This window comes from Arthrobacter sp. lap29, from assembly GCF_032458965.1.
In the GTDB taxonomy this organism is placed as follows: Bacteria; Actinomycetota; Actinomycetes; order Actinomycetales; family Micrococcaceae; genus Specibacter; species Specibacter psychrochitiniphilus.
Window position 1 is genome coordinate 81,063 of record NZ_JAUCEK010000003.1, and the last position, 25,521, is coordinate 106,583.

21 protein-coding genes are annotated in these 25,521 nt (G+C 62.9%); 11 read left to right on the plus strand and 10 right to left on the minus strand.

Annotation, left to right across the window (positions count from 1 at the left end; translation table 11 throughout):
* Window positions 1–92: 92 nt before the first annotated feature.
* Window positions 93–518 carry a universal stress protein gene (locus RY113_RS05925; RefSeq protein WP_110105255.1) on the plus strand — a complete coding sequence of 142 codons (426 nt, stop codon included), beginning with the start codon at window positions 93–95 and terminating at the stop codon, window positions 516–518.
* 84 nt (window positions 519–602) lie between these two features.
* Here RY113_RS05925 and RY113_RS05930 read toward each other — a convergent pair whose 3' ends face one another.
* From RY113_RS05930 to RY113_RS05945, 4 genes are all read right to left on the minus strand, one after another.
* Window positions 603–2,585 carry an acyl-CoA dehydrogenase family protein gene (locus RY113_RS05930; protein WP_315913868.1) on the minus strand — a complete coding sequence of 661 codons (1,983 nt, stop codon included), beginning with the start codon at window positions 2,583–2,585 and terminating at the stop codon, window positions 603–605.
* A gap of 171 nt (window positions 2,586–2,756) precedes the next feature.
* Window positions 2,757–3,233 carry a DUF5956 family protein gene (locus RY113_RS05935; RefSeq protein ID WP_315913869.1) on the minus strand — a complete coding sequence of 159 codons (477 nt, stop codon included), beginning with the start codon at window positions 3,231–3,233 and terminating at the stop codon, window positions 2,757–2,759.
* A gap of 16 nt (window positions 3,234–3,249) precedes the next feature.
* Window positions 3,250–4,530 (minus strand): glycosyl hydrolase, encoded by a 1,281-nt coding sequence (locus RY113_RS05940; protein ID WP_315913870.1) that lies wholly within the window; start codon window positions 4,528–4,530, stop codon window positions 3,250–3,252.
* On the minus strand, window positions 4,527–7,757 hold the full coding sequence (locus RY113_RS05945; protein ID WP_315913871.1) for a glycoside hydrolase family 38 C-terminal domain-containing protein: 3,231 nt from the start codon (window positions 7,755–7,757) through the stop codon (window positions 4,527–4,529). Before RY113_RS05945 ends, RY113_RS05940 begins: the two co-directional genes overlap by 4 nt.
* Window positions 7,758–8,561: 804 nt before the next feature.
* Between RY113_RS05945 and RY113_RS05950 the strand changes: the two genes are divergently transcribed.
* On the plus strand, window positions 8,562–9,701 hold the full coding sequence (locus RY113_RS05950; protein ID WP_315913872.1) for a serine hydrolase domain-containing protein: 1,140 nt from the start codon (window positions 8,562–8,564) through the stop codon (window positions 9,699–9,701).
* A 166-nt stretch (window positions 9,702–9,867) separates the two neighbouring features.
* Here RY113_RS05950 and RY113_RS05955 read toward each other — a convergent pair whose 3' ends face one another.
* From RY113_RS05955 to RY113_RS05975, 5 genes are read right to left on the minus strand one after another with little or no spacing between them, the layout of a single operon-like run.
* Entirely contained in the window at window positions 9,868–11,283 is a 1,416-nt protein-coding gene (locus RY113_RS05955; protein WP_315913873.1) for an NAD(P)/FAD-dependent oxidoreductase, read from the minus strand.
* A gap of 9 nt (window positions 11,284–11,292) precedes the next feature.
* Window positions 11,293–12,237, minus strand: a complete 945-nt coding sequence (locus RY113_RS05960; RefSeq protein ID WP_110105249.1) for an ABC transporter substrate-binding protein — start codon at window positions 12,235–12,237, stop codon at window positions 11,293–11,295.
* A gap of 40 nt (window positions 12,238–12,277) precedes the next feature.
* Complete coding sequence (locus tag RY113_RS05965) at window positions 12,278–13,054, minus strand: ABC transporter permease (RefSeq protein WP_315913874.1); 777 nt, start codon at window positions 13,052–13,054, stop codon at window positions 12,278–12,280.
* The gene (locus RY113_RS05970) at window positions 13,051–13,719 is read right to left on the minus strand and encodes an ABC transporter permease (RefSeq protein WP_110105247.1); all 669 of its coding nucleotides are present in this window, start codon (window positions 13,717–13,719) and stop codon (window positions 13,051–13,053) included. Before RY113_RS05970 ends, RY113_RS05965 begins: the two co-directional genes overlap by 4 nt.
* Complete coding sequence (locus tag RY113_RS05975; RefSeq protein ID WP_315914113.1) at window positions 13,719–14,792, minus strand: ABC transporter ATP-binding protein; 1,074 nt, start codon at window positions 14,790–14,792, stop codon at window positions 13,719–13,721. Before RY113_RS05975 ends, RY113_RS05970 begins: the two co-directional genes overlap by 1 nt.
* A gap of 281 nt (window positions 14,793–15,073) precedes the next feature.
* On the opposite strand from RY113_RS05975, the gene RY113_RS05980 reads away from it, so the two are divergent.
* From RY113_RS05980 to RY113_RS06015, 8 genes are all read left to right on the plus strand, one after another.
* A complete protein-coding gene (locus RY113_RS05980; protein WP_315913875.1) occupies window positions 15,074–16,090 on the plus strand; it encodes a glutathione S-transferase family protein in 1,017 nt (338 codons plus the stop codon).
* A 68-nt stretch (window positions 16,091–16,158) separates the two neighbouring features.
* Entirely contained in the window at window positions 16,159–16,680 is a 522-nt protein-coding gene (locus tag RY113_RS05985; RefSeq protein WP_315913876.1) for a MarR family transcriptional regulator, read from the plus strand.
* A gap of 199 nt (window positions 16,681–16,879) precedes the next feature.
* Window positions 16,880–17,935: an iron-siderophore ABC transporter substrate-binding protein gene (locus tag RY113_RS05990; RefSeq protein WP_245932070.1), complete on the plus strand. Its 1,056-nt coding sequence runs from the start codon at window positions 16,880–16,882 to the stop codon at window positions 17,933–17,935.
* A 12-nt stretch (window positions 17,936–17,947) separates the two neighbouring features.
* Entirely contained in the window at window positions 17,948–19,096 is a 1,149-nt protein-coding gene (locus RY113_RS05995) for an iron ABC transporter permease (RefSeq protein WP_315913877.1), read from the plus strand.
* A 107-nt stretch (window positions 19,097–19,203) separates the two neighbouring features.
* The gene (locus RY113_RS06000; RefSeq protein ID WP_315914114.1) at window positions 19,204–20,163 is read left to right on the plus strand and encodes an iron chelate uptake ABC transporter family permease subunit; all 960 of its coding nucleotides are present in this window, start codon (window positions 19,204–19,206) and stop codon (window positions 20,161–20,163) included.
* Window position 20,164: 1 nt separating this feature from the next.
* Window positions 20,165–21,064: an ABC transporter ATP-binding protein gene (locus tag RY113_RS06005; protein ID WP_245932069.1), complete on the plus strand. Its 900-nt coding sequence runs from the start codon at window positions 20,165–20,167 to the stop codon at window positions 21,062–21,064.
* Window positions 21,061–22,053 (plus strand): siderophore-interacting protein, encoded by a 993-nt coding sequence (locus tag RY113_RS06010; RefSeq protein WP_315913878.1) that lies wholly within the window; start codon window positions 21,061–21,063, stop codon window positions 22,051–22,053. Before RY113_RS06005 ends, RY113_RS06010 begins: the two co-directional genes overlap by 4 nt.
* Window positions 22,054–22,219: 166 nt before the next feature.
* Window positions 22,220–22,633: a VOC family protein gene (locus RY113_RS06015; protein ID WP_315913879.1), complete on the plus strand. Its 414-nt coding sequence runs from the start codon at window positions 22,220–22,222 to the stop codon at window positions 22,631–22,633.
* A 269-nt stretch (window positions 22,634–22,902) separates the two neighbouring features.
* On the opposite strand, the gene RY113_RS06020 is transcribed toward RY113_RS06015, so the two are convergent.
* A complete protein-coding gene (locus tag RY113_RS06020) occupies window positions 22,903–23,358 on the minus strand; it encodes a MarR family transcriptional regulator (protein WP_315913880.1) in 456 nt (151 codons plus the stop codon).
* 102 nt (window positions 23,359–23,460) lie between these two features.
* On the opposite strand from RY113_RS06020, the gene RY113_RS06025 reads away from it, so the two are divergent.
* Window positions 23,461–25,350 carry an ABC transporter ATP-binding protein gene (locus tag RY113_RS06025; RefSeq protein ID WP_315913881.1) on the plus strand — a complete coding sequence of 630 codons (1,890 nt, stop codon included), beginning with the start codon at window positions 23,461–23,463 and terminating at the stop codon, window positions 25,348–25,350.
* Window positions 25,351–25,521 lie beyond the last annotated feature (171 nt).

Consider the following 25,521-nt stretch of genomic DNA (forward strand, 5'->3'; position numbering starts at 1 on the left):
TATTTGTGCAGCTTTGTGACTAAAGTAGGTCAAAAGACTGGTGTCAGTGCGCAAAGCATGGGCGCCTTGGATCAAATAAGGGGATTAAGCATATGGCTGGAATCATCATTGTCGGCGTAGACGGCAACTCAACGTCCATGAAGGCTGCCCGTGTTGCCGCGGAACTGGCTAAGGCAACGGGCCGCACCCTGCGCGTTGTGACAGCATTTGGCGAGGACAAGACCGAGAAGGTCTCTATTGGCAACGACGAATGGTTCCTCTCCACGGCGGATGAGGCTGAGCGTGTGGCCCAGCGCGTTGCCGAAGAGCTGAAGATCAGCGGCGTCAAGACCGAGTACTCATCATCCCTGGGCAAGCCTGCCGATGTCCTGCTGGAAGAAGCCACCAAGCTCCAGGCGGACATGATTGTTGTGGGCAACGTCCGCATGCAGGGCCTGGCCCGCGTACTGGGTTCGGTTGCCAACGCGATTTCACACAACGCCCCGTGCGACGTGTACATCGTCAAGACCGACGGCTAATAACTGTTGTTTGCAAAACCCCCGCGGCCTGAATAGCTGCGGGGGTTTTGTGTTTTGGTGCGGCAGCCTGAGTGTTATCAGCATTCAGCGGTATGTGCGGTGCTGATTTTCCCGCTGTGATGGGCCCGGCGAGGCATCAGCGATCCAAGGACCCGTGCCCTCGGAAGGGTCCAATACGCCGTCCTCCAGCCAGTTGAAGTTCCCGGCCAGCACGTCCTGGGAAAGTTTCCTGTCAGAGTCATCCGTGTTGTTCCACAGCTCGGCGAACAAAGTCTCTACGCGCAGCCTCGACTGCCAGGAAAAGGCATCCGCGAGTGCCAACGCGGACCGGCCCTGGCCGGCGTCCTTGAGGCGCAGCATTTCCGCCCGGGAGCAGCATGCTGAAATGGCAAACAACTCGGCGCCGATGTCCACAATCCGGGCCAGGAACGCCTGCTTGTATTCAAGCTTTCCCTGCCAACGGCCCATGGCGTAAAACGTCTGGCGGGCCAACTTGCGTGATTGACGTTCCACAAAGCGCAGGTGCTTGGCAAGCGGCCCAAACTCGTTATAGGAGCGTGGATCCATACCCTTGCCCACAACAAGTTGTGGCAGCCACTTGGCGTAGAAACCGCTGGCACCCACGGCAGCCCTGCCCTTCTCGGCCAGTGTTGCCGTAGTGGAGGCTAAATCGCCAGCCGCAGCAAGATGGGCATCAACTGCCTCGCGGGCAATCAACAAATGCATGATCTCAGTTGATCCCTCGAAGATCCGGTTAATGCGTAAGTCCCGCAAAAGCTGTTCAGCGGGGACGGCACGCTCGCCACGGTCAGCCAATGACTGAGCTTTCTCATAGCCCCGACCGCCACGAATCTGCACCAGCTCATCCGCACACTGGTAGGAGAATTCAGAGGACCAGAGCTTGGCCAGCGCCGCTTCAATGCGAATATCCTTCATCCCTGCATCGGCCAGTGCTGCCGAGAGCTCAAACACTGCTTCCAACGCGAAGGTGGTGGCCGCCATGAATGCCAGCTTCTTGCCTACGGCCTCGTGCTGGCCCACCGGATGGCCCCATTGGGTTCGGGCGTTTGACCATTCGCGAGCGATCTTCAGTGACCACTTTGCAGCACCGGCGCTCATGGCTGGGATGGACAAACGCCCGGTGTTCAGTGTTGTCAGGGCGATTTTTAGGCCCTGCCCCTCCCTGCCCAGCCGGTTTTCCGCGGGCACCCTCACCTGGTGGAAGCGGGTCACCCCGTTTTCAATGCCACGAAGACCCATGAATTCGTTGCGGTTCTCCACCGTGATGCCAGGGGAGTCCGCTTCAACCACAAACGCCGTGATGCCTCCCGTTTTTCGGCCGGCCGGATCAAGCCCCCGGGACGGCACTAGCGCCATGACCACAACAAGTTCAGCAATGACGCCGTTGGTTGTCCAGAGCTTCACACCGTCCAGGACGTACTCGCTGCCGTCTTCCGTGGGCACCGCAGCGCACCCCATACGGGCGGGGTCAGAGCCCACATCGGCCTCGGTGAGCAGAAATGCCGTTACGGCGCCCGCGGCGCAACGAGGCAGAAACTTTTGTTTTTGTGCAGCTGTGCCAAAAACCTTTACGGGTTCCGGCACACCAATGGATTGGTGTGCGGAGATGAGGGCGCCAAAAGCCGGGTGGACGCTGCCCAAGACGGCCAGTGCCCGGCCGTAATAAGTCAGGTTGAGCCCCAGCCCGCCATACTCCTGAGGGATTTTCATGCCGAACACGCCCAGCTCTGCCAGCCCGGCCAGGTATTCCTCCGGAATTTTCGCCTCCCGCTCCACCCGGGCCCCGTCCAGGGTTTCGGCATAGGTCTTCACCTTGTCCAAAAACTCCTCCCCACGCTCGGTTTCTGCGGCGGTGGCTTGCGGGTGTGGATGGATCAGGGAGATCTCAAAATCACCTAAATACAGTCCCTTGGCGAAACTGGGCCTCTCCCACGTTGCTTCCCTAGCTGCTTCAGCAGCGTTTCTGGCATCCTGGGCACTGACCTGATGAGCGTCAACACCCGGATCAGCGGTGTTGGTGCTCTCAGCAGCTGAGTTATGGCTCATGGCAACCTCAATTCCGCCGGCACAACGGTGTCCGCATTGCCGGCTTGGGGCGAATCCCGGTATTGCCTCGATGCTACGCGCCGGTAAGTGTGCCCGCTAGGGTGCGTGCGTCCCGGAGCTAGTGCCATGCGGCACCGGGTACACCAGTGGTGAAAGGGGTGCCAGGGTGCATCAACTCGCCGAGTCTGCGTAAAAGTCCTGCACCACTTCCCTAAACAGCGGGCGCAACGTGGCAGGGTGGGCTCCGTTCTCCCACTTCCCTGTGATTCTTGCGGCCAGTTCATCCGCCAACGAAAGCCCCTCAGTCCAGCCCGTTGGGACCCGCAAGAACCAGTCAAAGCCGGAGGGGCGGGCAGGAATTCCAGCCGCCAGTAGATACTCATTGACGGAATCTTCTATGGTGCACCGATCCTCTGGGGTGAACGGCGCCGCGCGGGTGGTCGCGGTCTCACCCTGATGGCATGTCACCTGGACAGTTTTGGCCGAGTCACACTGAACCGCTTTGCGGGTATTGCCGGGCCCTGCAGCCCAAGCCATCATGGCAAACCAGCCATTTTCACCCAGAAGCTCCCAACCGTCTGCGGATTCCTCAGAGGCCGCCGTGTCCCAGCGTGATATCTCATCCCAGTACGCCACTTCACTGAACATGGACGTCCCTTCCGTTCTAGTTGACCACGTCGGTGATGCCGCGGGCGGCGAGGTAATCGGCGTCGGAGGTCTTGGTGGAACGGACCAGGGTGGGCTTGGTGCCGGACGCTGCGCGCGCCAGCCAGGCCGTGAACAGCTCCCCCGAAGGGTCCGCAATGCTACGCCCAGCACCGGTGGCCTCATCGCCTGGTTCGAAGGACAACGCCGTGGTGCGTTGTAGCGGCGCCGTGGGGTTGGCTTTCTCGGCGGCAATCAGCTCAGCCAGGCGCAGGCCCGCGGGTTTGGGGCGCCGGTCCGAATCCAAAAGGCCCAGCGTGTATTCCAGCTCAGGGAAATCGGCCAGCTTGCGGCTGACATCATGCGAGCACCACCACGTGACACCCCATAGGTTGGGGGTGTCCAGCACAGGAAGCAGGCTTTGCTCCAGGAAGTCGGCCGCGCCGTCGAAGGGCACCGCTGGATAAGGGGCACCGATCTCCTGCAGCCAGATGGGCCGGGCGGGATTCTCGGCGTAGGCGTCGGCAAGCTGGACCAGGTAATCGGCAAAGAGCGTCCTGGCCGGGTGGCCCTGCGGGAAGAGGTGCGCCACGGCAACAAACACCCACGAGTGCACCGTGGTGGCATCGCCCAGGGTTGCGGCATGGCGCGGCGTGACGGGGCAACTGTCCACAAACCAGGCGTTGTCATCAAAGCTGTGCTGATGCATGCCGGTGGGCCAGGCCTTGCGGGCGGCCGCGAGCAGGGTTGTGAACCATTCGCCCATCTCTGCCGGAGAGGTGACTTGCTGGTCAGGGTGGCGTTCCACCGCGAACTGGTTGGTCTCATTACCTACCGTCATGCCGAGCACGTTGGGGCGGGAGGTGACCTCCTGGGCCAGAGCCGTGATGAGTGCCGCCTCCGCAGCCACAACCTGCGGATCGGTGTAGATGTTGCGCCGGTGCCAGCTCGTCACCCAGGACGGCAGGAAATCAAAGCTTGAAAGGTGCCCCTGCAACCCGTCCACCGAGACGTCCAAGCCAAATTCGGCCGCCACATCCACCACGGCGCCCACATCGGCAATACCTGCCGGGCGAATGAGCGACCGGTTGGGCTGCAATAGCGGCCACAGCGGAAAAATGCGCACATGGTCAAGTCCCAGCTTGGCGATCGAGGAAAAATCGGCCCGCACCGCATCCAGATCGAAATCCTGCCACGAGTGGAACCAGCCCTCGCTCGGGGTGTAGTTCACACCCCAACGCAAAGGCATCTTGCGGGCGGGTGCGGCGTGGTGTGCGGAGGGAGAAACAGGGAGGCTCATTGGCCAGCTTTCTGCAGACGGAGGGTGAGAATTTGGAAGGGACGCAGCTTCAGCGTGATTGTGGGGTTACCAGATGTGCCGGGATCTCCGGGGGCGCCGGCTGCGCCGGGATCACCGGGGGCGCCCACGGCGAGGGATCCGGATGCGTACGGCTGCTCAAGGAGGTTGTTCTCCGCCACGGAAGCCACGGCGAACGACGCGCTCAGGGTCAGCTGCGCGCGGGCACCGAGCGGTTCGTACAGACGCACGATGACGTCGCCGCTGCGGTCATCGGCCAGCTTGACGGCCTCGATGATGGCGGACTGCGAATCCGTGCGCACCAGCGGCTCAATGGGGCGGCCGGTCCAATCGCCCGGCACGCCATGCCACGGCAGGTTCATGGCGTAGCCGGCAGCCACGGCGTCGGCCACCTCGGCGCCCACCACCAGCCCGTACGTGAAGGAATGCTGCCCCTGATCGGTGGTGGGATCGGGGAAGCGCGGCCCGCGCAGCAGGGAAAGCCGCACGGTGGTGAAGCTGGAGCCGTTGGTACCGGGGTGGCGGGAAACGTCGTGGCCGTAGGTGGAATCGTTGATGACCGCTGCGCCAAATCCGGGCTCGCCCACATGGACCCAGCGGTGCGCACACACCTCAAAACGTGCGTTGTCCCAGGACGTGTTCTCATGCGTGGCACGCTGAATGTGCCCGTACTGGGTCTCAAAACGGGCATGGTCCGCGTGCACATCGAGGGGGAACGCGGCCTTGAGTAACGTCTCCTGCTCCCGCCAATCAACCTCGTTGTACACGGTGATGACCTTGGAATCCGGGGAGATCCGCACCCGCTGGGTAATGTGCGAGGCCCGGAAACTGCGCTTAATGGTAATCTCCGGCTGATGGCCCAACATGGTGACCTCCATGGAATCCAGCTCACGAAGATCCGTCACCGTGTTCTTGTAGAAGGCGTCAATGTCCCAGGCATCCCACATATTGGGGAAGTCGGTGTGCAGTTGCAGCAGGTTGGCGCCCTGCCCGGCTGGCACCAGCTCACGATCCGCCGCCACATCCACAATGGAATTAATGACACCGTCCGCACCGAACCGGACCGTGATCAGCCCGTTGCGTACGACGACGCCCGTGCCGTCCCGCTCCACCGTCACCTCCGCGGTGGCCGTGTCCGGGACACCAGCGCTGAGTGGGGCGATGCCGCGGCGCGGGTAGGGGGAGGCGTTGAAGTGCAGTGCGGTGTCGAAATCCTTCTCAGTGGGCGGCCCGGACGTCAGCTCCGAGATTGCCTGGGGATCCAGGGGCGCCAAGGCGTCCACCGCCGCAAAGATGACTGCTTGGAGGTCTTTGGCGATCTGGGCGTATTGCTCAGCAGCTTCGCGGTGCACCCACGCGATGGCGGAGCCGGGGAGGATATCGTGGAACTGGTTCAGCAGCACCAGCTTCCAGATCCTATCCAGCTCGTCGTAGGGGTACGCGATGAGTGAGCGTGCCGCGGCCGTGGCACTCCACAGCTCGGCCTCACGCAGCAGGTGTTCGCTGCGCCGGTTGCCCTGCTTGGTCAGCGCCTGCGAGGTGTAGGTGCCGCGGTGCAGCTCAAGGTACAGCTCACCCTTCCACACAGGGGCATTAGGGTATTCGGCCTCGGCTGCCGTGAAGAACTCTGCCGGGCTGGCGATGGTGACCTGAGGTGAGCCTTCTAAATCACGGGTGCGCTTGGCCCGGGCCAGCATTTCACGCGTTGGCCCGCCGCCGCCGTCGCCCCAACCAAACGGGATAAGCGAATTTTTAGCAGCACCCTTGTCGCGGAAATTCCGCACGGTATGCGCCAGCTCGGCGCCGGAAAGTTGGGAATTGTACGTGTCCGCGGGCGGGAAGTGCGTGAACACGCGGGTGCCGTCAATGCCCTCCCAGTTGAAGGTGTGGTGCGGGAACTTATTCACGGTGTTCCACGAGATTTTCTGCGTCAGGAACCACTTGGCCCCGGCCTGCTTCACAATCTGTGGCAGCGCTGCCGAGTAACCGAAGGAATCCGGCAGCCACACCTCCTGGCACTGCATGCCAAAATTTTCACGGAAGAAGCGCTGGCCGTACGTGAACTGCCGGGCCATGGCCTCCGAGCCCACCATGTTCGTGTCCGATTCCACCCACATGCCGCCCACGGGGATGAAACGGCCCTCTGCCACGGCGGCCTTGACCTTGGCGAAGACCTCAGGGCGTTGCTCCTTGAGCCATTCGTACTGTTGGGCTGAGGACATGGCGTACTGGAATTCCGGGTTATCTTCCAGCAGCTTCACCACGGACGACGCCGTTCGGGCCACCTTCCGCACGGTCTCGCGCACGGGCCACAGCCACGCCGAGTCAATGTGCGCGTGCCCAATGGCGGTGATCTGATGCGCGCTGGCGTTGGCCGGCTGGGCCAGCACAGCCGCTAGATGTGCCCGGGCCGCGGCAGCGCTGCCGGGTATGTCGGTGAGGGAGACGGCGTCGAGCGCGCGTTCCAGAGCGTACAGGATGTCCCAACGCCGGGGATTGCCCAAATCCAGCTCCTGCTGGAGCTGGTCCAGCACCTCAAGATCTTGGACCAACTCCCACACTTCGGTGTGGAAAATGTTGATGTCGGCGCGGGCCATGGTGTAGCGCGGGGTGTCCCCGGCCGTGAACTTTTCGCCCAACGGAGTGGGGACGAACGGGTTGTCGGTGAAGACAAACGGGTTCGCAGCCGCCTCCACATAGAGATCGATTTCCTCCCCGCCCTGCGCCGGCGCTCCGGGAGCGATCCCATCCACGGGCACCCAGGTGTTCAGCGGGTTCAGGGCCTTCACGGTCTCCCCATTGGGACGGTAAATTAGACCTTCGGCCTGGAAGCCGGGCCACGACTGGCTAAATCCCAAGTCCACCACGAGCTCCACCCGTTGCCCGCGCGCCTCTTGGGGGACAGTGCCCGTGAGATGAATCCAGCTGGTGCCCCACGGTGGACCCCACGCCTGGCCCACGGCGAATGGCTCAAAAACGACCTCAGCGGCAGGTGGGGCTTCCGCGCGAGCCGCGTGTCCGGCGTCGTCCGGCAAAGTGCTCTCAGCCAACCCGAGTGCGATGGCTGGCGCCACAGGTTCGCCCTGCCCGCCCTCCACATGCCAGGCGCGTAACTCCAGCGGCGCAACGGGGGTGTGGATGGCCGGAACAATCCGCTCCATGAGGACTCGCTTGAGCCGGTCCTGAATCAAGGCGTGCTTGTCATGCATGGGCAAAAAACCTTCCGGGAGGGGAATTGTTCGCTCGGTACGGCCAGTCTAGTGCGGCGCCACGCGCGGGTGGCTTCAGCTGTCCGAACCGCCCCTGAGGGTGGCGGCAAAACCTTGTCCTGACCGGAGCATTCTTTGTGCCGTTGGCAACCGCTGATGCTCGTAGGCGCTGCGGACTTGGCTGCCGCGCAGCCCGATCACCCCGTGGAGAGTGAGTTCGCCTAGGGATTGAGCATCCCCCAGCCCCGTGTCGAACCCGGCGCGGGACGTATTCGGCGATGGTCTTCGTCTCTCCCACGATCATGGCCCCGTCCTGGTTCGGCAGGGAGCTCATGTCCATATAGTTGTGTCCCTGCTGCCATCCGGGGGGCCGCCTCAAAGGGTGCTTTCCCGGTCCAGATCGTGTACCCCGCATCCGGGTATCCGGGCATCTGGGCATCCGGGTGTCCCGGGTCCACATGCTGGCGGACCAGGCTGCGGTGCCCGTCAGCACCGAGCCGGATGTCGCTGCGGTGCCCGTCAGCACCGAGCCGGATGTCGCCGCGGCGCCCCCGGCATCAACGGCCCACGCCGAATCGGTGCCCTGCCCGATTTTCACGGCCTCATTCCCATAGTGAATGCTGAGCCCCGGCTCCTGCTCCGCGGCTGCCGCGAGCCGACGCCGGACTGTGGCCCAACCTTCGGGGCCGGTGGTGCCGGGGAGAGCTCAGGGCGTTTCACGGCGGGCGCACCGGCCGGCCCCGAGTGGGGATGGTGCCGGGACATTGCTGCCCATAAGTGTCTAGAAGTCCTTAGAGTGGAGGCATGACACATTCACTGCCACGCGGCGCCGGTGCATCCCAAGGTTTGACCACAGAGAAGTTCACCAGCGTTCGTGAACTTTTTGATTCCATGCTCGACGCCGACCCTCGCTACAGTGCGCAACTGGCCGTCTACGTTGCGGGGGAAAAAGTAGTGGACCTGGTGGGTGGCCCGGATTCCTCTGCCAATTCCCTCACGGGCGTGTTCTCCTGCTCTAAAGGCGTCTCCGCCCTGGCATTCAGCCTGCTGGTCCAGGACGGTTTGGTGGATTTGGACGCCACAGTTGCTAGTTACTGGCCCGAATTTGCGCAGAACGGCAAGGCGTCCGTGACGGTGCGTCAACTGCTCTCACACCAGGCGGGATTGGTGGGGGCCCAGGGTGGCTTCGCCATGGAGGAATACAGTGACCTGCCCGCTGTCGCTGCCCGGTTGGCCGCCATGGCGCCCATGTGGCGCCCCGGCAGCGGCACGTTTGGTTACCACGCGCTGACCATGGGCGTGTTCCTGGAGGAGTTGTGCCGCCGGGTTTCGGGGGAGCGGCTGCAGGATGTTTACAACCGCCGCATCCGTGTGCCCTTCGCCGCCGACATGTTCCTGGGGCTGCCGGAGTCGGAAGAGCCACGTTTCCGTCCCGTACTCTTTGATGAGGAGGCTCCCCCGGCCTTTTTTGACCCGTTCTCCCTTGCTGGAGTCTCCGGCAATGTGCAGGCAGGAAACTTACTGGAACTGCCCAATGTGCGCAGCGTCCGGGCCGCAGGCAGTTGCAGCGGAGCCGGCGTAGGCTCCGCTGACGGGCTGGCCCGCGTGTATGCGGGTGCCATCACCGGAATTGAGGGCCAGCCGGCTTATCTAACCCCGGAAACGATTGCCCTCATGAGCCAGGAACAGGTGTGGGGGCTGGACAGGGTCTTTTGCGACACTGGTGCCTTCGCCATCACGTTCATGAAAGCCCACCCGCGCATGGACTTTGGCAGTGCCCAAGCCTTCGGCCACGATGGCGCCAACGCAGCACTGGGCTACGCTGACCCGCTGTACGGGATTGGATTTGGCTACGTGCCAGCCTGGAATGAGGAAGGCTCCACCACCGGCCGGGCCATGCAACTCAGCGCAGCCGTCCGCCAGGTGTTATTAGCTGGCAACTGATCTCCAGGCTCCGCATCTGCTGCCATTGCCTCTGGTGCCATGGCCACTGCTGCCATTGCCTCTGGTGCCATGGCCACTGCTGCCATTGCCTCTGGTGCCATGGCCACTGCTGCCATTGACACTGTGGCGATGTGCCCCAGCGTCTAGTCCATGCTGCACGGGAGCATCAGTGAAGGTTTTTGAGGGCTTCCGGGATGGCCCGGTGGAACGTGGGGTAGGCGTAAATCATGGATTCCAGCGTGGAGACGGGGATCCGCGCATGCACGGCCAGTGCCAGCATGGACAGCACCTCCCCGCCCATGGGCCCCACAGAAGTGGCGCCCACTAAAACTCCCGCATCGGCGTCTTCAATGACCTTGATGAATCCGTCGTTGCCTGCGCCATGGATCCAGCCGCGGGCGGACTCGCCCACCTTTGTCAGGCCCACCCGCACCGACAGGCCGGCGTCCCGGGCTTGGCTCTCGGTCAGGCCCACTACGCCGATCTCCGGATCCGTAAACGTCACGCGCGGCACGGCGTGGTTGTCTGCGGTGCCCCGGTCCGCTTGTTCTAAATGGCGGGCCAGGATGTGCCCTGCAACAATATTTCCTTGATACATGGACATGTGGGTGAATGCTCCGGCCCCTGCAGCGTCACCAATCAGGTAGAGCCCATTCGCTAGTTGTAGGTACTGATCGAGCGCGGGGGCGCCCTTTAGATCGCAGCTGATTTCTGCCGCTGACAGGCCCACCTCTGCCAGAGCCTGGGCGCGTCCGGTGGCCACGAGCAGTTGATCGGCCCGCAGAGATGAGGGGGAGATGCCGTCGGAAAAGCTCAGCTGGAAACGGCCCTGCGCATGCGTCACCGACGTGAGCGCCTTATTTGTCAGGATCTTCACGCCCTCGTTGCGTAACACCGAGGCCAGCAGTTCGGAGGTCTCCGGTTCCTCCCGTGTGAGCAGGCGTGACCCGCGCAGCACCATGGTCACCTTGGTGCCAAAACGGGTGAAGGCCTGTGCCAACTCAACAGCGATGGGTCCCCCGCCCCACACAACCATGGAGGCAGGGGCATCCGCGGCCTGGACCGCCTCCCGGTTAGTCCAAAACGGCGTCCCAGCAAGGCCCGGCACCTCCGGAACCGCAGGATTCGTGCCCGGGTTGAGCACTATGGCTAGCCTGGCGCGGAAGGTGCGGTGGCCGCCGTCGTGCGTGGAAACAGTGACCTCACGGGGACCCGTGAGCCGGCCCGTGCCACGCACCAGCACGCCGCCCTTAGCCGTAAACCGCTCGGCGGCTACCGTGTCATCCCAGTTATCGGTGCCCTCGGTACGGATGCGCCGGGCCACTTGAGTGAAATCCGGTGCCACCTCAACGGTTCCGGCGAGGTCTGGGATACGCAACGCCTCGGCCATGACATTGCCTGCCCGGATCATCATTTTGGACGGGATGCAGCCATAGTACGGGCATTCCCCGCCCACAAGCCGGGCCTCAACACCCACCACGGACAAGCCCGCGGCAGCCAGCTCACCGGCAACCGATTCGCCGCCCGGACCCATGCCGAGCACCACAACATCAACAGTTTCGGGCTTGTTCTTGGAGGCCATGAGAGTTCCTTACTTGGTGATGCCCTTGTCCTTGAGCCACTGTGCCGCGGCATCCTTGGGGTCCATCTTCGCTGTGCCGCTCACCTGATCGTTGAGTTTGATCAGATCTTCCGTGGTCAGGAGGGAGGAAACCTTGTTCAAAGCGTTCTTGGTTGCGTCATTGACCGAGGCGGTCTTGATCACGGGCAGAACTTGCTGTGCCAGCCAGTTGTTCTTCGGGTCGGTCAGGACCACCAACTTGTTGGCCGGGATGGCAGGGGACGTGGTGAAGATGTCTGCCACCTGGATCTCATTGTTCAGGAGCGCCTTGATCGTCAGCGGCCCGCCACCGTCACTGATCGGTGTGAACTTTTTTGGCACGCAGTTATAGTTTGCCTTCAAGCCGGGGAGCCCGTAGGAGCGGGTGGCGAATTCCGGAGGGGCACCGATGGTCAGCTCGCTGCACACCTTCGCCAGATCCTCAATGGAGGTCAACTTGTACTTGGCGGCGGTCTCTGCGGTGACCACCATGGCGTCCTTGTCCTCTGCCTTGGCGGCATTCAGCACGGAGAGGCCCTCGGGCATGGCAGCCGGCAAGGCAGCGAGGACCTCTTCGGCCGTGGTGGCCTTGGTGTTCTCATCAAAATAGCCCAGCAAGTTCCCGCTGTAGTCCGGGATGATGTCAATGGAGCCGTCTTTAACCGCGGTGATGTAGGCCTCACGGGCGCCAATGTTCAGCTTTGTGGTGGCGGTAACGCCTGCGGCATTGATTGCGCCGGCATAAATTTCTGCCACCGTGGCGCTTTCGGGGAAGTTGGCGGAGCCCACAACTACCGATTCGCCGCCGCCAGCGGGTGCGCTGCTGTCACTGGCCAGCGGATCTCCGCCGCCACAAGCCGTCACTGCTAGTGCCACGGAGAGGCCAGCTGCCGCCCCCAGGATGGCCCGGCGGGTGGGTCGCAAGTGCTTGTTCATGTTCTAACTCCTCTAGATGAGACTGCATAAATCGACGTGACTAACGGGTTGGTGCCGGTTCTGCCAGCTGTGCCTGTGGTGCCGACACTTCGGTGGGAGCGGCGGAACGCTGCAACCCGGGAGAAACAATAAGCCGTTGGGCCAAGACTAGTAGCCCGTCCAAAGCTATGGCCAACCCGGCAATTACCACTGCGCCGCCAAGAACTTGACCGTAGTCCTGCACCGCCAAGCCGTCAATGACGTACCTGCCTAAACCGCCAAGGCCCAAGAGTGCCACCACTGCCACTGTGGAAACAACTTGCAGGACCGCTGAGCGGAAGCCGCCAAGCATCACTATCAGCCCGTTGGGTACCTCTACTCCGAAGAGGATCTGCGGCTCGGTCATGCCCATGCTGCGTGCGGCATCAACCAAGTCCCGCTCAACGGAGGAAATTCCGGCATAGGTGGCACTCACAATGGGCGGCACCGCCAACAACACCAGTGACCAAATGGCTGGCATGAGAGACAAGGTGGAGGTGGCAATCAGGGCAAACAATGTCATGACACCCAAAGTTGGCAGGGCCCGGAGCATGCCGGCGAGGGCAATGATGATGGCACGCCCCCTGCCCGTGTGCCCCACATACAGGCCCACCGGAACCGCGATCACTAAGGAAATTACCAAGGTCAGTCCGGTATAACCCAGTTGTTCCAACACGCGTGTGGGCACTCCCATGGGTCCTTGCCAGTTAACCGGATCGGTGAGCCACTGCCAGCCCTGGGCGAAAGCGCCAGAAGCAGTGTATTTCGTGGCCGGAAGCAGCATTGCTGTGGCACTCATGCGATCACCTCCATGGTCTGCGGGGACGCCTTGCTGGCCCGCAACCACGGTGTCAGCAAGCGCTGCAAGAGCACCAAAAGCACGTCCATGAGCAAGGCCAAAATGAGGGTAATGACAATTCCGACCACAATTTCAGTGGGAAAATTGCGTTGCAATCCATCTGTGAAGAAGAAACCCAAACTGGGGATGCCCAGCAGTGAACCCACCGTGACAAGGGAAATGTTACTGACGGAGATAACGCGCAAACCGGCAAATAACACCGGGATTGACAACGGCAGATCCACCGTGAGGAAGCGTTGTAGCGGCCGGTAGCCCATGGCGGTGGCGGATTCGCGGATGGTGCGCTCAACTGAGTTGAGCGCGTCCAGTGTGGAACGGACCAGCAGGGCTACGGCGTAGATGGTCAGGGCAACAATGATGTTGGCGAAGTCCAGTATTTTGGTGCCAAGAATGCTGGGCAGAATCACAAACAGTGCCAGCGACGGGATGGTGTACAGCAGGGAGCCCACGGACAGAATGGTTGCGCCTACGGCCTTATTCAAGCGGGCCAGCTGCGCGAGCGGGATCGCGATGATGACGCTCAAAACAAGCGGCACTACGGACTGAATCAGGTGGTAGCCGGTCAGGTTGAGCACCTGCGGCAGGTTTGCCAGGAACCAGTCCATCAGAGCCGGCCTTCCCGAGCGGCCTCAATGGCTGCCAGCACTTCGGAGGCAAGGACGACGCCGGTCACGCGCCCTTCGCTATCAACGGCAACTCCCAGCCCGGAGGGGGAGGACAACGCCGCGTCAAGGGCGTTGCGAAGGGGATCGCCCGCACGGAATAGGGAGCCGCCGGGAATCAGGCCCGTGGTGGCTTTGGCGTTACCGGGACTGGCGGACGTGCTGGGGGCGTGCCAGCCCAGCGGCCGCTGCTCATCATCTACGGCCAGAGTCCAGCCGGATTGCGGTGTTGTTGAAAGCGGTGCCAGGTGCACGGGTATGGAGGCGCCCGGACTGAAGGAAAGGTGCCTGAAGCCGCGGTCACGGCCAACAAAGTTGGCCACGAAGTCGTCCACGGGGGCGCGCAGGATTTCTTCGGGCGGCGCATATTGAGCAACCCTGCCTCCGGTGGCAAAAACAGCCACACGGTCACCAAGGATGGTGGCCTCGTCAATGTCATGCGTGACGAAGATGATGGTCTTCGCCAGTTCTCGCTGCAGCCGGAGCAGTTCTTGTTGGAGCTCTGCACGGACCACCGGGTCCACCGCGGAGAAGGGTTCATCCATGAGCAGCACGGGAGGATCGGCGGCCAGAGCACGGGCCACTCCAACACGCTGTTGCTGTCCGCCGGAGAGTTGGTTGGGGTAGCGCTTTGCCATCGAGGCAGGCAACCCCACGGTTTCTAGCAGCTCCAAGGCGCGTTGGCGGGCGGGCGCCCGCGGCACTTTGTTCAGGCGCAACACGGTGGAGACGTTATCGATGACTGTGCGGTGGGGGAGTAGCCCTGCTTGTTGCATGACATAGCCCATGGAACGGCGCAGCTCATGGGCGGGGATGCTGCTGACATCGCGCCCGCCCACTGTAATGGTGCCGGAAGTGGGTTCCACCATGCGGTTGATCATGCGCAGTGACGTGGTTTTCCCGCAACCTGACGGGCCCACAAAGACAGTGATTTTGCCCGTATCCACGCTCAGGGTGAGGTCCTCAACGGCGGCTTGACCCGGATAGATCTTACTGACGCCGTGAAATTCAACCATGGCACGCCCTGCCTTGCCGATGGTTTCCCGCGCGGAGATGCTGGTGCCGTGCGTTGCTGCCGTGGCTTCTTGTGGCGCCATGGATAGTCCTGACTGTTGCTGATGCTTAGCTTCTGCCAATAGATCATAGGCAAGGGAAAATTTCAGAGTAAAGAGTCATTGTCTGTGACAGCGAACTTACCCCGGATGGATTCAGGCAGCAAACATCGCGGGAGGGGTTCATGAGCTATTCGGAGCGGTAGGTGTGGCCGGATTGGATAGCTGGGGCATAGGCTAATTTTATGGCCACAAAAAGCACCAAAAACGAGACAGAATTCAGCACCAAGGGCGCCTACGTGACGGGAGCACAGTTCACGCGGGACACCAATTATATTGAAACCCGTATTACGCGTGATGGCGCTGATGGCTACCCCGTTGAAGCTGGCCGCTACCGGTTGGTGGTCTCTAGAGCGTGCCCGTGGGCGCACCGCTCCACCATTGTTCGGCGCCTCTTGGGCCTTGAAGATGCCATTTCTATCGGTGTGTGCGGTCCCACTCATGATGTCCGCTCCTGGACCTTCGATCTAGACGAAGGCGGGGTTGATCCGGTTCTGGGCATTGCACGTCTGCAGGAAGCGTACTTCAAACGCACCCCCAACTATCCTCGCGGCATCACCGTCCCAGCCATGGTGGATATACCCAGCGGGGCAGTGGCAACCAACAACTTCCCGCAAATCACCCTCGACTTCTCCACAGAATGGAGTGAATTCCACCGTGAGGGCGCCCCGGACCTGTACGCGGAAGCCCTGCGCGAGGAGATGGAAGTAGTCAACAAGCGGGTCTTCACCGAGATCAACAACGGCGTGTACCGCTGTGGGTTTGCCGGTAGCCAGGAAGCCTACGAGGCAGCCTACAGCCGCCTGTTCACGGCGCTCGATTGGCTCGAGGAGCGCCTGGCAACCCAGCGTTTTCTCATGGGTGAGAGCATTACGGAAGCAGACGTGCGCCTCTTTACTACGCTGGTTCGCTTTGACGCCGTCTACCACGGTCACTTCAAATGCAACCGGAACAAGCTCACCGAGATGCCCGTCCTCTGGGCCTACGCCCGTGATCTCTTCCAAACCCCCGGGTTCGGTGACACCGTGAATTTCGAGCAGATCAAAGCGCACTACTACATTGTCCACACGGATCTGAACCCCACACAGATTGTCCCGGTTGGTCCGGACACCTCGGGCTGGGCCACGGCGCACGGGCGTGAAGCCCTGGGAGGTCGGCCGTTCGGAGCGGGCACTGCGCCAACGCGTCCCGTGGATGCCTGAGAGCGTGTGCAGTGTTGAGGGCGCGGGGGGTTTCCGTGTTGTTGGGCGGGGCGTGAAAAGATGGCGCCATGACAAACACGGAGCCCCGCTGGCTGAATGTGCAGGAGCGCGCCGCGTGGCTCTCCCTGTTGTCCGTAATGACACTGCTGCCAGGTGCGCTCGAAGGGGCGCTTCAGCGGGAAGCTAAGCTCTCTCTTTTTGAGTACAACATCCTGGCCATGCTCTCCGAGGCGCAGACCGAGGCGCAGATGCTGCCCATGAGTGAACTGGCCGCCCGCACCAGCGCATCCCTTTCACGCTTATCTCATGTGGCCAAAAAGTTGCAGGCCCGCGGCCTCGTGGAGCGTTCCGTCCATGCCGAGGACGCCCGGGTAACCGAGGCATCCATTACGGAGTCAGGGATGGAACTCATTCGGGCCTTGGCGCCGCTTCATGTGGAGTCCGTGCGGGCCAGCGTGTTCGATCAACTGAGCACGAAGGACGCTGCTGACCTGGCCCGCATTGGCCGCAAGCTGGTACAGGGGCTGGATGAGAGCCATTGGACGTTGCGCCCGGCTCAACCCGCACCTAATTGCCGCGCCGATCCCTGAGGTGCCGTCCAGCTGACTCGGGAGCGTGATGCTAGGCACATTTCAGCGTAAAAATGCCCGAGTTTTTGCCACCACCAAGCCCCGACCGTCAAATAGGCCAGCAAAATGTTGCCTAATCACTTCAAGGTGCCGTAACGTAGCTAAGGCTTGCCTAACTCTGGCGAGCGTAGTTTTGGGGGTTTACGGAATGGGAAGTGCTATGGAATTTACTCGCCGCCAGGGTCTCAAGCTGGGTCTGAGCGCATCGCTCGCCGTATTGGGAGTTGGCTTGGCCAGCTGTTCCACGGGCGCAGTGGGTGGAACTGAGCCGCAGGACACGCAGGCCGCAGCGGATAAATTCCCCGTCACCATCAAGCACATCTACGGCGAGACGCTCATCAAGTCCGCCCCGCAGCGCATCGCCACCGTCTCCTGGGTCAATGACGATATTGTCATTGCCCTGGGTGTGGTCCCCGTTGGCATGCCCACGAATGAATGGGGCGGCAATGCCCAGGGCTCGGCGCCGTGGAAGGATGCCGCGCTGGAGAAGCTCGGCGCCGCCATTGGCACCGAAAAGGCGCCCGTACAGTATTCGGAGGCCGACGGCGTGAACTTCACCGAAATTGCCAAGACCAGCCCGGACCTGATCCTTGCCGCCTACTCTGGCATCACGCAGGAAGACTACGACAAACTCAGCAAAATCGCCCCCGTCATCGCCTTCCCGAAGGACCCTTACGCCACCGCCTGGCAGGATTCCACCACCATGATCGGTGCAGCACTGGGCCGCTCGCAGGCCGCCAAGGACCTCATTGGTGCCACGGAAAAGACCGTTGCCGAGCAGGCCGCCAAGTACCCCGCCATCAAGGGCAAGACGTTCATTTACGGCAATCTTGAGCCGGCCAAGTCCGACGGCGTCAACGTCTACCTCTCCGGCGACAACCGGCCCAAGTTCCTCACCAGCATCGGCATGGAATTGGCTCCCGTTGTTGTAGAGGCCGAAAAGGGCGCCAAAAACTTCTACCTCCCCTGGTCCGCTGAGAAGGCCAACGAGCTGGTCTCCGACGTCTTTGTCAGCTGGGTGCCGGATGACAAAACCAAGGAAGTCATCGCGAAGGACCCACTGCTGGGACAGATCCCGGCAGTGAAGACGGGCGCCTTCGTGGCCGATTCCGATCAAACCCTCACCCTGGCTATTTCTGCGGCATCACCGCTGAGCCTGCCGTGGGCGCTGGATGCGTTCCTGCCGCAGATCAACACCGCTGCCGAGAAGGTTTAAGGGCCGTATCTTATGGCCAGCGCAGCAGTGTCAGTGAAGGAAGGTACGGAGCCGGAGCCAGCCTCCGTGCCCTTCGCCGCTGCCGCTGTGCCCACCCCGGGTCGCACAACTGCCGCCAGCCAGGGCTCTAGCCAGCGTTTTTCCACGGTGCCGGCCAAGACGTTTGGCACGCGCCGACGCCTGCTGTGGCTGACTGCCTTGGTGCTCGTCTTGGGCGTGGTGGCCCTGGTGTCGCTGGCCATCGGCGCACGTAGCATCGCCCCCGGCACGGTGCTGGATGCGCTGTTCCATTTTGATCCGGCCAATGGCGACCATGCTGTTGTGCATTCGCGTGTTGTTCGAACCGTGGCCGGGCTCATTGTTGGCCTGTCACTGGGCTTGGCCGGCACCTCCATGCAGGGCGTGGCCCGCAACCCGCTGGCCGATCCGGGCATTCTGGGCATCAATGCCGGCGCCTCATTGGCCGTGGTGGCCGGGATCTTCTTCCTTGGTGCTGCGAACGTCTCCAGCTACCTGTGGTTCGCCTTTGCGGGGAGCGCGGTGGCCGCCGTCGTGGTTTATGCCGTGGCCAGTCTGGGTCGCAGCGGCGCAACTCCTGTGAAACTCGCCCTGGCCGGGGCTGCCATTGCGGCCGGCATGGGCTCGCTCATGAGCGCCATGCTGGTCACGAGCCAGGATTCGCTGGAGCTGTTTCGCCGCTGGCAGGTGGGCGCCTTGGCCGGGAAGTCGTGGGATTCAGTGGTGGCGGTGCTGCCGTTTGTGGCCGTCGGCGCCGTGATCCTGCTGTGCACAGGAAGGCTGCTGAACATGCTCGCACTGGGCGATGACATGGCCCGCGGTCTGGGCCACCGGCCAGGGCTGGGGCGTGCCATTTCCGCCGTCGGCATTGTGCTGCTCTGCGGCTCCGCGACGGCGCTCGCCGGCCCCATTGGGTTCATTGGACTTGTGGTGCCACACCTGCTGCGCGGACTGGTGGGCCCGGATTACCGCTGGCTGCTGCCGCTTTCACTGCTGGGCGCACCCGCCATTTTGCTGGCTGCCGATGTTGTGGGCCGGGTCATTTTGCTGCCCAGTGAGGTGCCTGCCGGGATTTTAGCCGCACTCATTGGCGCCCCGGTGTTCATTGCCGTGGTGCGGCGCGGAAAGCAGGCAGAGCTGTGAGTGTCCAGACTGCTGTCAAAGGGCATGGCAAGACTGCGTCCACTGTGGTGGGTGGCGCCTGGGTGAGGGATGCGCGGAAGGCGCCGCGCCGGCGTCGTGCCTGCCTTATGGGCACCATGGCTGCTCTGGTGTTTGCGCTGTTGGCCGTGAACATCCTGCTCGGCAGCTACACCGTCACCATCCCCGACTTCTTCGCCATGCTCGGCGGGAAGACCATCCCCGGGGCGAGCTTTATCGTCATGGAAAACAAGCTGCCGCAGGCGCTGTTGGGAATGCTGGCTGGGGCGTCGTTCGGCGTGGCCGGTGCCGTGTTTCAGACCATGCTGCGCAACCCGCTTGCCAGCCCGGACATCATTGGCATCAGCTACGGGGCAAGTGCCACCGCGGTTGCCGCCGTGGTGCTGTTCGGGGTGCGCGGGGCGGGTGTTTCGGTGGCCGCGATCATTGGCGCGCTACTTGTGGCCTTGGTGATTACAGTGCTCGCACGGGGACGCGGCGGCACAGGCCTGATCCTGATCGGGATCGGCGCTGCAGCATTCATGCAGGCCGTGGTCACGTTCTTAATGTCGCGCGCGGACGTCAGCAATGCGCAGGAGCTCATGGTGTGGCTGACCGGTTCGCTGAACTCCGCCAACTGGGAGCGGGTGGGCCTGCTGACCATTGCCCTTGTGGTGCTGGCACCATTCGTGGCGGTGGGTTCGCGGGAGCTGCGCGGGCTCTCGCTGGGCGGTGATACGGCCGCGGGCCTGGGCTTCAATGTGCCGCGTGCCCGGCTGCTGCTGACCATTCTCGGCGTGCTGCTCGCGGCACTGCCGACGGCGGCTGCCGGGCCCATTGCCTTCGTGGCGTTCCTGTCCGGACCCATCGCCAAGCGGTTGAACGGGGGAGCGGCGTCGCTGCCTCTATCCGGTTTAGTGGGGGCCGCAATAGTGCTCGCAGCCCACTTTGTCGCCGTCAATGCCATACCCGGAACGTCCCTGCCCGTGGGTGTTGTCACCGGTGCGCTCGGTGCGCCGTTCCTGCTGTGGCTGCTCATTTACACCAACCGTGCCAACCAAGGAGGCTGACATGGCCATGCGCCCAAACAACCCGGATGCGATGCCCCCGGTAGCAACCCTGAGCGCCACCGGCCTCTCGCTAGGCTACGGCGAGAGGACCATTGTGGCGGACCTGGACGTGGAACTGCCGGCAGGGAAGGTGACCATCATTGTGGGCGCCAACGCCTGCGGCAAATCCACGGTGCTGCGCGGGTTGGCCAGGCTGCTCAAGCCAGGTGCCGGCGTCGTCCATCTGGACGGGGAGGATATTCACAAGGTGCCCACCCGTACCCTGGCCCGCAAGCTGGGCATCCTGCCGCAAACGCCCACCGCCCCGGACGGCATTAGCGTGGCCGACCTTGTGGGGCGTGGGCGCAGTCCGCACCAGGGCTGGTTCCGGCAGTGGAGCACGGCGGATGATGACGCTGTGGCTGCCGCGCTGAACGTCACAGGTACGGCGGAACTGGCCGGGCGCAGCATTGACGAACTCTCCGGCGGGCAGCGCCAACGCGTCTGGATTGCCATGGCGCTCGCGCAAGAGACCGATGTGCTGCTGCTGGATGAACCCACCACGTACCTTGATTTGGCGCACCAGGTGGAGGTGCTGGATGTGGTCTCGGAATTAAATGCGCGGCGCGGGATTACGGTGGCCATTGTGCTGCACGATTTGAACTTGGCCGCGCGCTACGCCGATCACCTGATTGCCATGAAGGACGGGGCAGTGGTGGCTCAGGGTGCGCCCGAAAAGGTCATGACGGCGGAGCTGGTGCAGAAAGTGTTTGGGCTTGAATCCGTGGTGGTGGCCGATCCCGTGGTGGGCACGCCCATGGTGGTGCCCATTGGGCGCCGGGCCGCGCTGCTGGCGGAAGCTGCGGCGGCGAAATTGCAGGGTCTTGAGAGTGTGCCCGAAGTGGAAGGAGTGCAGGCATGAGCGCAGCAGTTGAGGAACAGAACGGGGAAGTCGGCACCGTGCAGGCGGACGAGATCCGGCCCATCAGGGCGTTTGACCTAAAAGTCAGTGCGGTGGCACAGCTGAGCCCGCACTTCCGTCGCATCACCTTCCGTGGGGATGACCTGGCATTGTTTGGTGCCAACGCAGCCGGGCAAACGCTGGATTTGCGGATCAAGGTCATGATCCCCTCGCCCGGGCACGCATTGCCGCAGCTGAGCCATATCCGCGGCTCCCTGCAGAACGACTGGTACACACAATGGCGCGCCCTGGACGAGTCGGTGCGCGGGGTTATGCGCACCTACACCGTCCGGGCCTTGCGCCGTGCGGTGCCCGCTGCCGGTGGCCGCCCTGCCGTTCCGGCCGAGCTGGATGTTGACTTTGTGCTGCATCTCGACGGCGGCTCGGGTCCGGCCGCCGAATGGGCCGCGGCTGCCGCGCCAGGGGATCCCATGATGATCATTGGTCCGTGCTCCCGGTGGGGAGATTGCGTGGGCATTGAGTATGCGCCGGGCGAGGGCCGCCGGATGCTGCTGGTAGGGGACGAAACGGCCGTACCCGCCATTGCCGCCATCCTGGAAAGCATGCCGGAGCACGCCACCGGCCACGCAGTCCTAGAAGTGCCCACCGCCGAGGATTTCCTGGACCTGGCTGTCCCGCCTGGGGTTGAGGTCCGCTGGTTTGCTCGGGGGGAGAAGCCGCACGGTCAGGCGTTAGTGGCGGATGTGGAGGCTCTTATTGCCCCTGCCGCCTGCGAACGCGGAGAGGAGCCCGAGGACGTGGACATCGACGCCTCCATCCTGTGGGAGACCCCGGCCGCAAGCCCCGGCCACGGGCTTTACGCTTGGCTTGCGGGGGAAGCGGCCACCATCCGGACGCTACGCCGCTACTTAGTGCGGGATGTGGGGATGGACCGCAACGCCGTCGCCTTCATGGGCTATTGGCGCAAAGGCCAAGCGCTCCCCGGCTGACCCGAAGAACCGACGCTATCCCACCTTCGGGGCGTTTCTGACAAACGCTCTCCCACCTTCGGGGCGTTTTTGACGAACGCTATCCCACTCAATGGGTGACGTGGGCAGCCCTGGGGAGGGCAATCTCAACGGTCACTGTGAATCGCCACCCCGCAGGAGGAATGCCATGACTGTGCGACCGAACCCCTACCTGAACTTCCGCGACAGCGCTCGTGCCTCCTTGGAGTTCTACCACTTAGTGTTTGGTGGGGCACTAGAGCTAAGTACCTATGGGCAGATGCCGATGTTTGAGGACCCCGCCGAGGCAAACAAGATCATGCACGGCATGCTGACCAGCGAGCACGGACTTGTGATCATGTGCGCCGATGCCCCCAACGGCATGGACTTCATCGCCAATTCGAACGTTTCCCTCAGTGGGGACGACGGCGCCGTGCTGCGAGGCTGGTGGGACGCGCTCGCCGACGGGGCAATCATTTCCGAGCCGCTCACCACAGCACCCTGGGGTGACACGTTCGGCATACTCACGGACAAATGCGGCGTCCCATGGATGGTTAATATCCCCGGACCCCCGCAGGGCTGAGCCCAGCCGGGTGATGCTCCGTGCGTTTTTGGTTCCGGTGGCCTATGAACCCGGCTGCCTATGAGACGGTGGCTGGCTCCCGCAGCAGAGCCAGCGCCGCATCAACGGTGGCCAGTGCCTGCGCCGTGTCGATCCGGGATAGCGTCGGCCGAAAACGCACCATTGCTGGGATAGGGACGGTAGTTGGGTGCGGAGGGTGCGGTGAAAACCCCCCCGTAAGGTAACCGACGGTCTCTAGGGAACGCCCCGAAAGTGCGGGAGCGCACCCGTCAGTGAGGGAGTTGGGACAGGATTCTGGCCAGGTCGGTTCGGTCCGCCTCGTTGAGCCGGGCAAAGTATTCGCTGGATTTACCGCGCCGCTCCGCTTGAACGTTAGCGAAAAGTTGTTCCCCGGATGCCGTGGCCACAATGTGTGTGGCCCGCCTATCGCCAGGATCCGGTTCGCGGCGCACCAAACCCTTGGCCTCGAGCTGATCAACCACTTCGGTGGCCGATCGCGGGGCTATCCGCAGCCGCTGCGCCAAATCCTTTAACCGCACATCACCGGAACCGGTGCAGTCTGCGGCCGGGGCGCCACCTCCGGGCCGCATGAGGGTCAGCAGCGCTCGCCACTGGTGCGGGGTCAGACCCCACGGGGCAAGTTGCTCGGACCAGGTGCGGCGTAAGCCCCGGAATGTGGCGTGAAAGAGCTCGCCGAGCTCGGGAGCATCGTCAGGGGAAGCCATAGGCCCAAGCATAACAATTTGACCTGAAACCACATAGTGAGGTAACCTCTGTATCAGTTGGCGCGAGTCCCGTGCCCCGCACACCATATGGAGGTGTCGCCCATGACGGAGAACATCCGCCCTCAAAAGAACCGCTCGCAAAATCCAGGCCGTGAAGACACCGGCCCCTCAAATTTCACCATCCGCGGCCCCGCCCGCATCAACCCTGCGGACAAGAAGCAGATCCAGCTCCACCCCGTTGGCCTCAACCGCATCGCGGCACTATTTGCACCCCACAAGGGGACCATCGCCGTCGTGGTGCTTCTCATCAGCGTCTCCAGCATTGTTGGACTGGCGCAACCATTTTTGGTCCGCGGCATCATCGATCAAGCGCTGCCCGCCAAGGACCTGCAGCTGTTGGGTCTGCTGGCAGGCGCCATGATTGCCGTGGCCGCGGCAACCGCTTTTATCGGCGTGATTCAGACGTGGATGACCACGGCCATGGGCCAAAAAATCATGCACACACTGCGCACCCGGCTGTTCACACACCTGCAAAAACAGTCGCTCGCATTCTTTACGCGAACCCGCAGCGGCGAGGTGCAATCGCGCCTGAACAACGACATCTCCGGCATGCAATCAGTCATCACCTCAACGGCCACGGGCATTGCCTCCAATGTAACCACCGCCGTTGCCACTGCGGTGGCCATGGTGGTGCTGTCCCCGCAACTGTCTCTGCTGTCCCTGTTAGTGATCCCGCCCGCCGTCTGGTTCTCCCGCCGCGTGGCCCTGCTGCGGCGCGACATCACCTCTACCATGCAGGCCGAGCTCGCCACCATGAACACGTACGTCGAGGAGGGGCTGAGCATATCCGGGGTGCGCCTGGCCAAAACGCTCGGTACCACGGGCCGCGACGCCGCCCGGTACACCGAAAGCTCCGAACGGCTCATTGGCCTGGAACTGCGCTCGCAGCTGGCCGGCCGCTGGCGGATGGCCACCATGAGCATCATCTTCTCCGCCATTCCCGCGCTGATCTACTTCGTCGGCGGCCTGCCCGGGACCACGCTGAGCATCGGCACCATCGTGGCGTTCACCGCCCTGCAATCCACTATTTTCCGCCCCATCATGGGCCTGCTGAACCTCGGCGTCCAGTGGGTCAGCGCCATGGCCCTGTTCAGCCGCATCTTCGAATACCTGGACATGGTTCCGGAGATCACCGCCCCCGAGAACCCGGTTCCTCTGGATCCCGCCACAGTGCGGGGTGAGGTTCGCTTTGAAAATGTCCATTTTGCGTACGACGGCGGAGCTGACGTTTTGCGCGGCATCGACCTTGCGCTGTTGGCTGGCACCAGCACCGCCGTGGTTGGCCCTACCGGCTCCGGCAAGTCAACGCTGGGCTCTTTGCTGCCCCGGCTGCACGATGTCACGAGTGGCCGCGTCACAATTGACGGTGTGGACGTGCGCCAGATTGCCCCGGATGTGCTGGCGCGAATTGTTGGTGTGGTTTCGCAGGAAAGCTACCTAGCCCACGCCAGCATCCGCGAAAACCTGTTGCTGGCCGCTCCGGATGCTGACGACGCAACCCTGTGGCAGGCGCTCGCATCAGCCCAGATTGCGGACCTCATTGCGTCTCTGCCGGAGGGGCTGGACACACTGGTGGGCGCCCGCGGTCACCGCTTCTCCGGGGGCGAGCAGCAACGGCTGGCCATTGCCCGCACTATTCTGCGCAATCCGCGGGTGCTGGTGCTGGATGAGGCCACCTCGGCGCTGGATAACACCACGGAAGCGGCAGTCCAGCTGGCTCTGGACCATCTGGCGGTGGGACGCACCACGCTGATCATCGCGCACCGGCTTTCCACGGTGGAAGACGCCGAGCAGTTGGCAGTGCTCGCCGGTGGTTTGCTCGCCGAAGTGGGCACACCGGCAGGGCTGCGGGACGCCGGAGGAGCATATGCGGCGCTGCGGGCCGCCCGCGAAGAAGAACACGCGGGCGAAGAACTCGAAACGGTCGCCTAAATCGGCCCAGCCGAGGAGCCCCGACCTGCGAAAGGCTCATCTAAGTTCCGCTTGTTCCTGCGGCGCTGCGGTACCAGCTAGCTCACAAACTGGCTGGCGAGCCCACTCGCAGAAAAAGTGGAACCCTAGAAAAGTGGAACCAAGTCATAGGATTAGCGTAGTTAATTTATT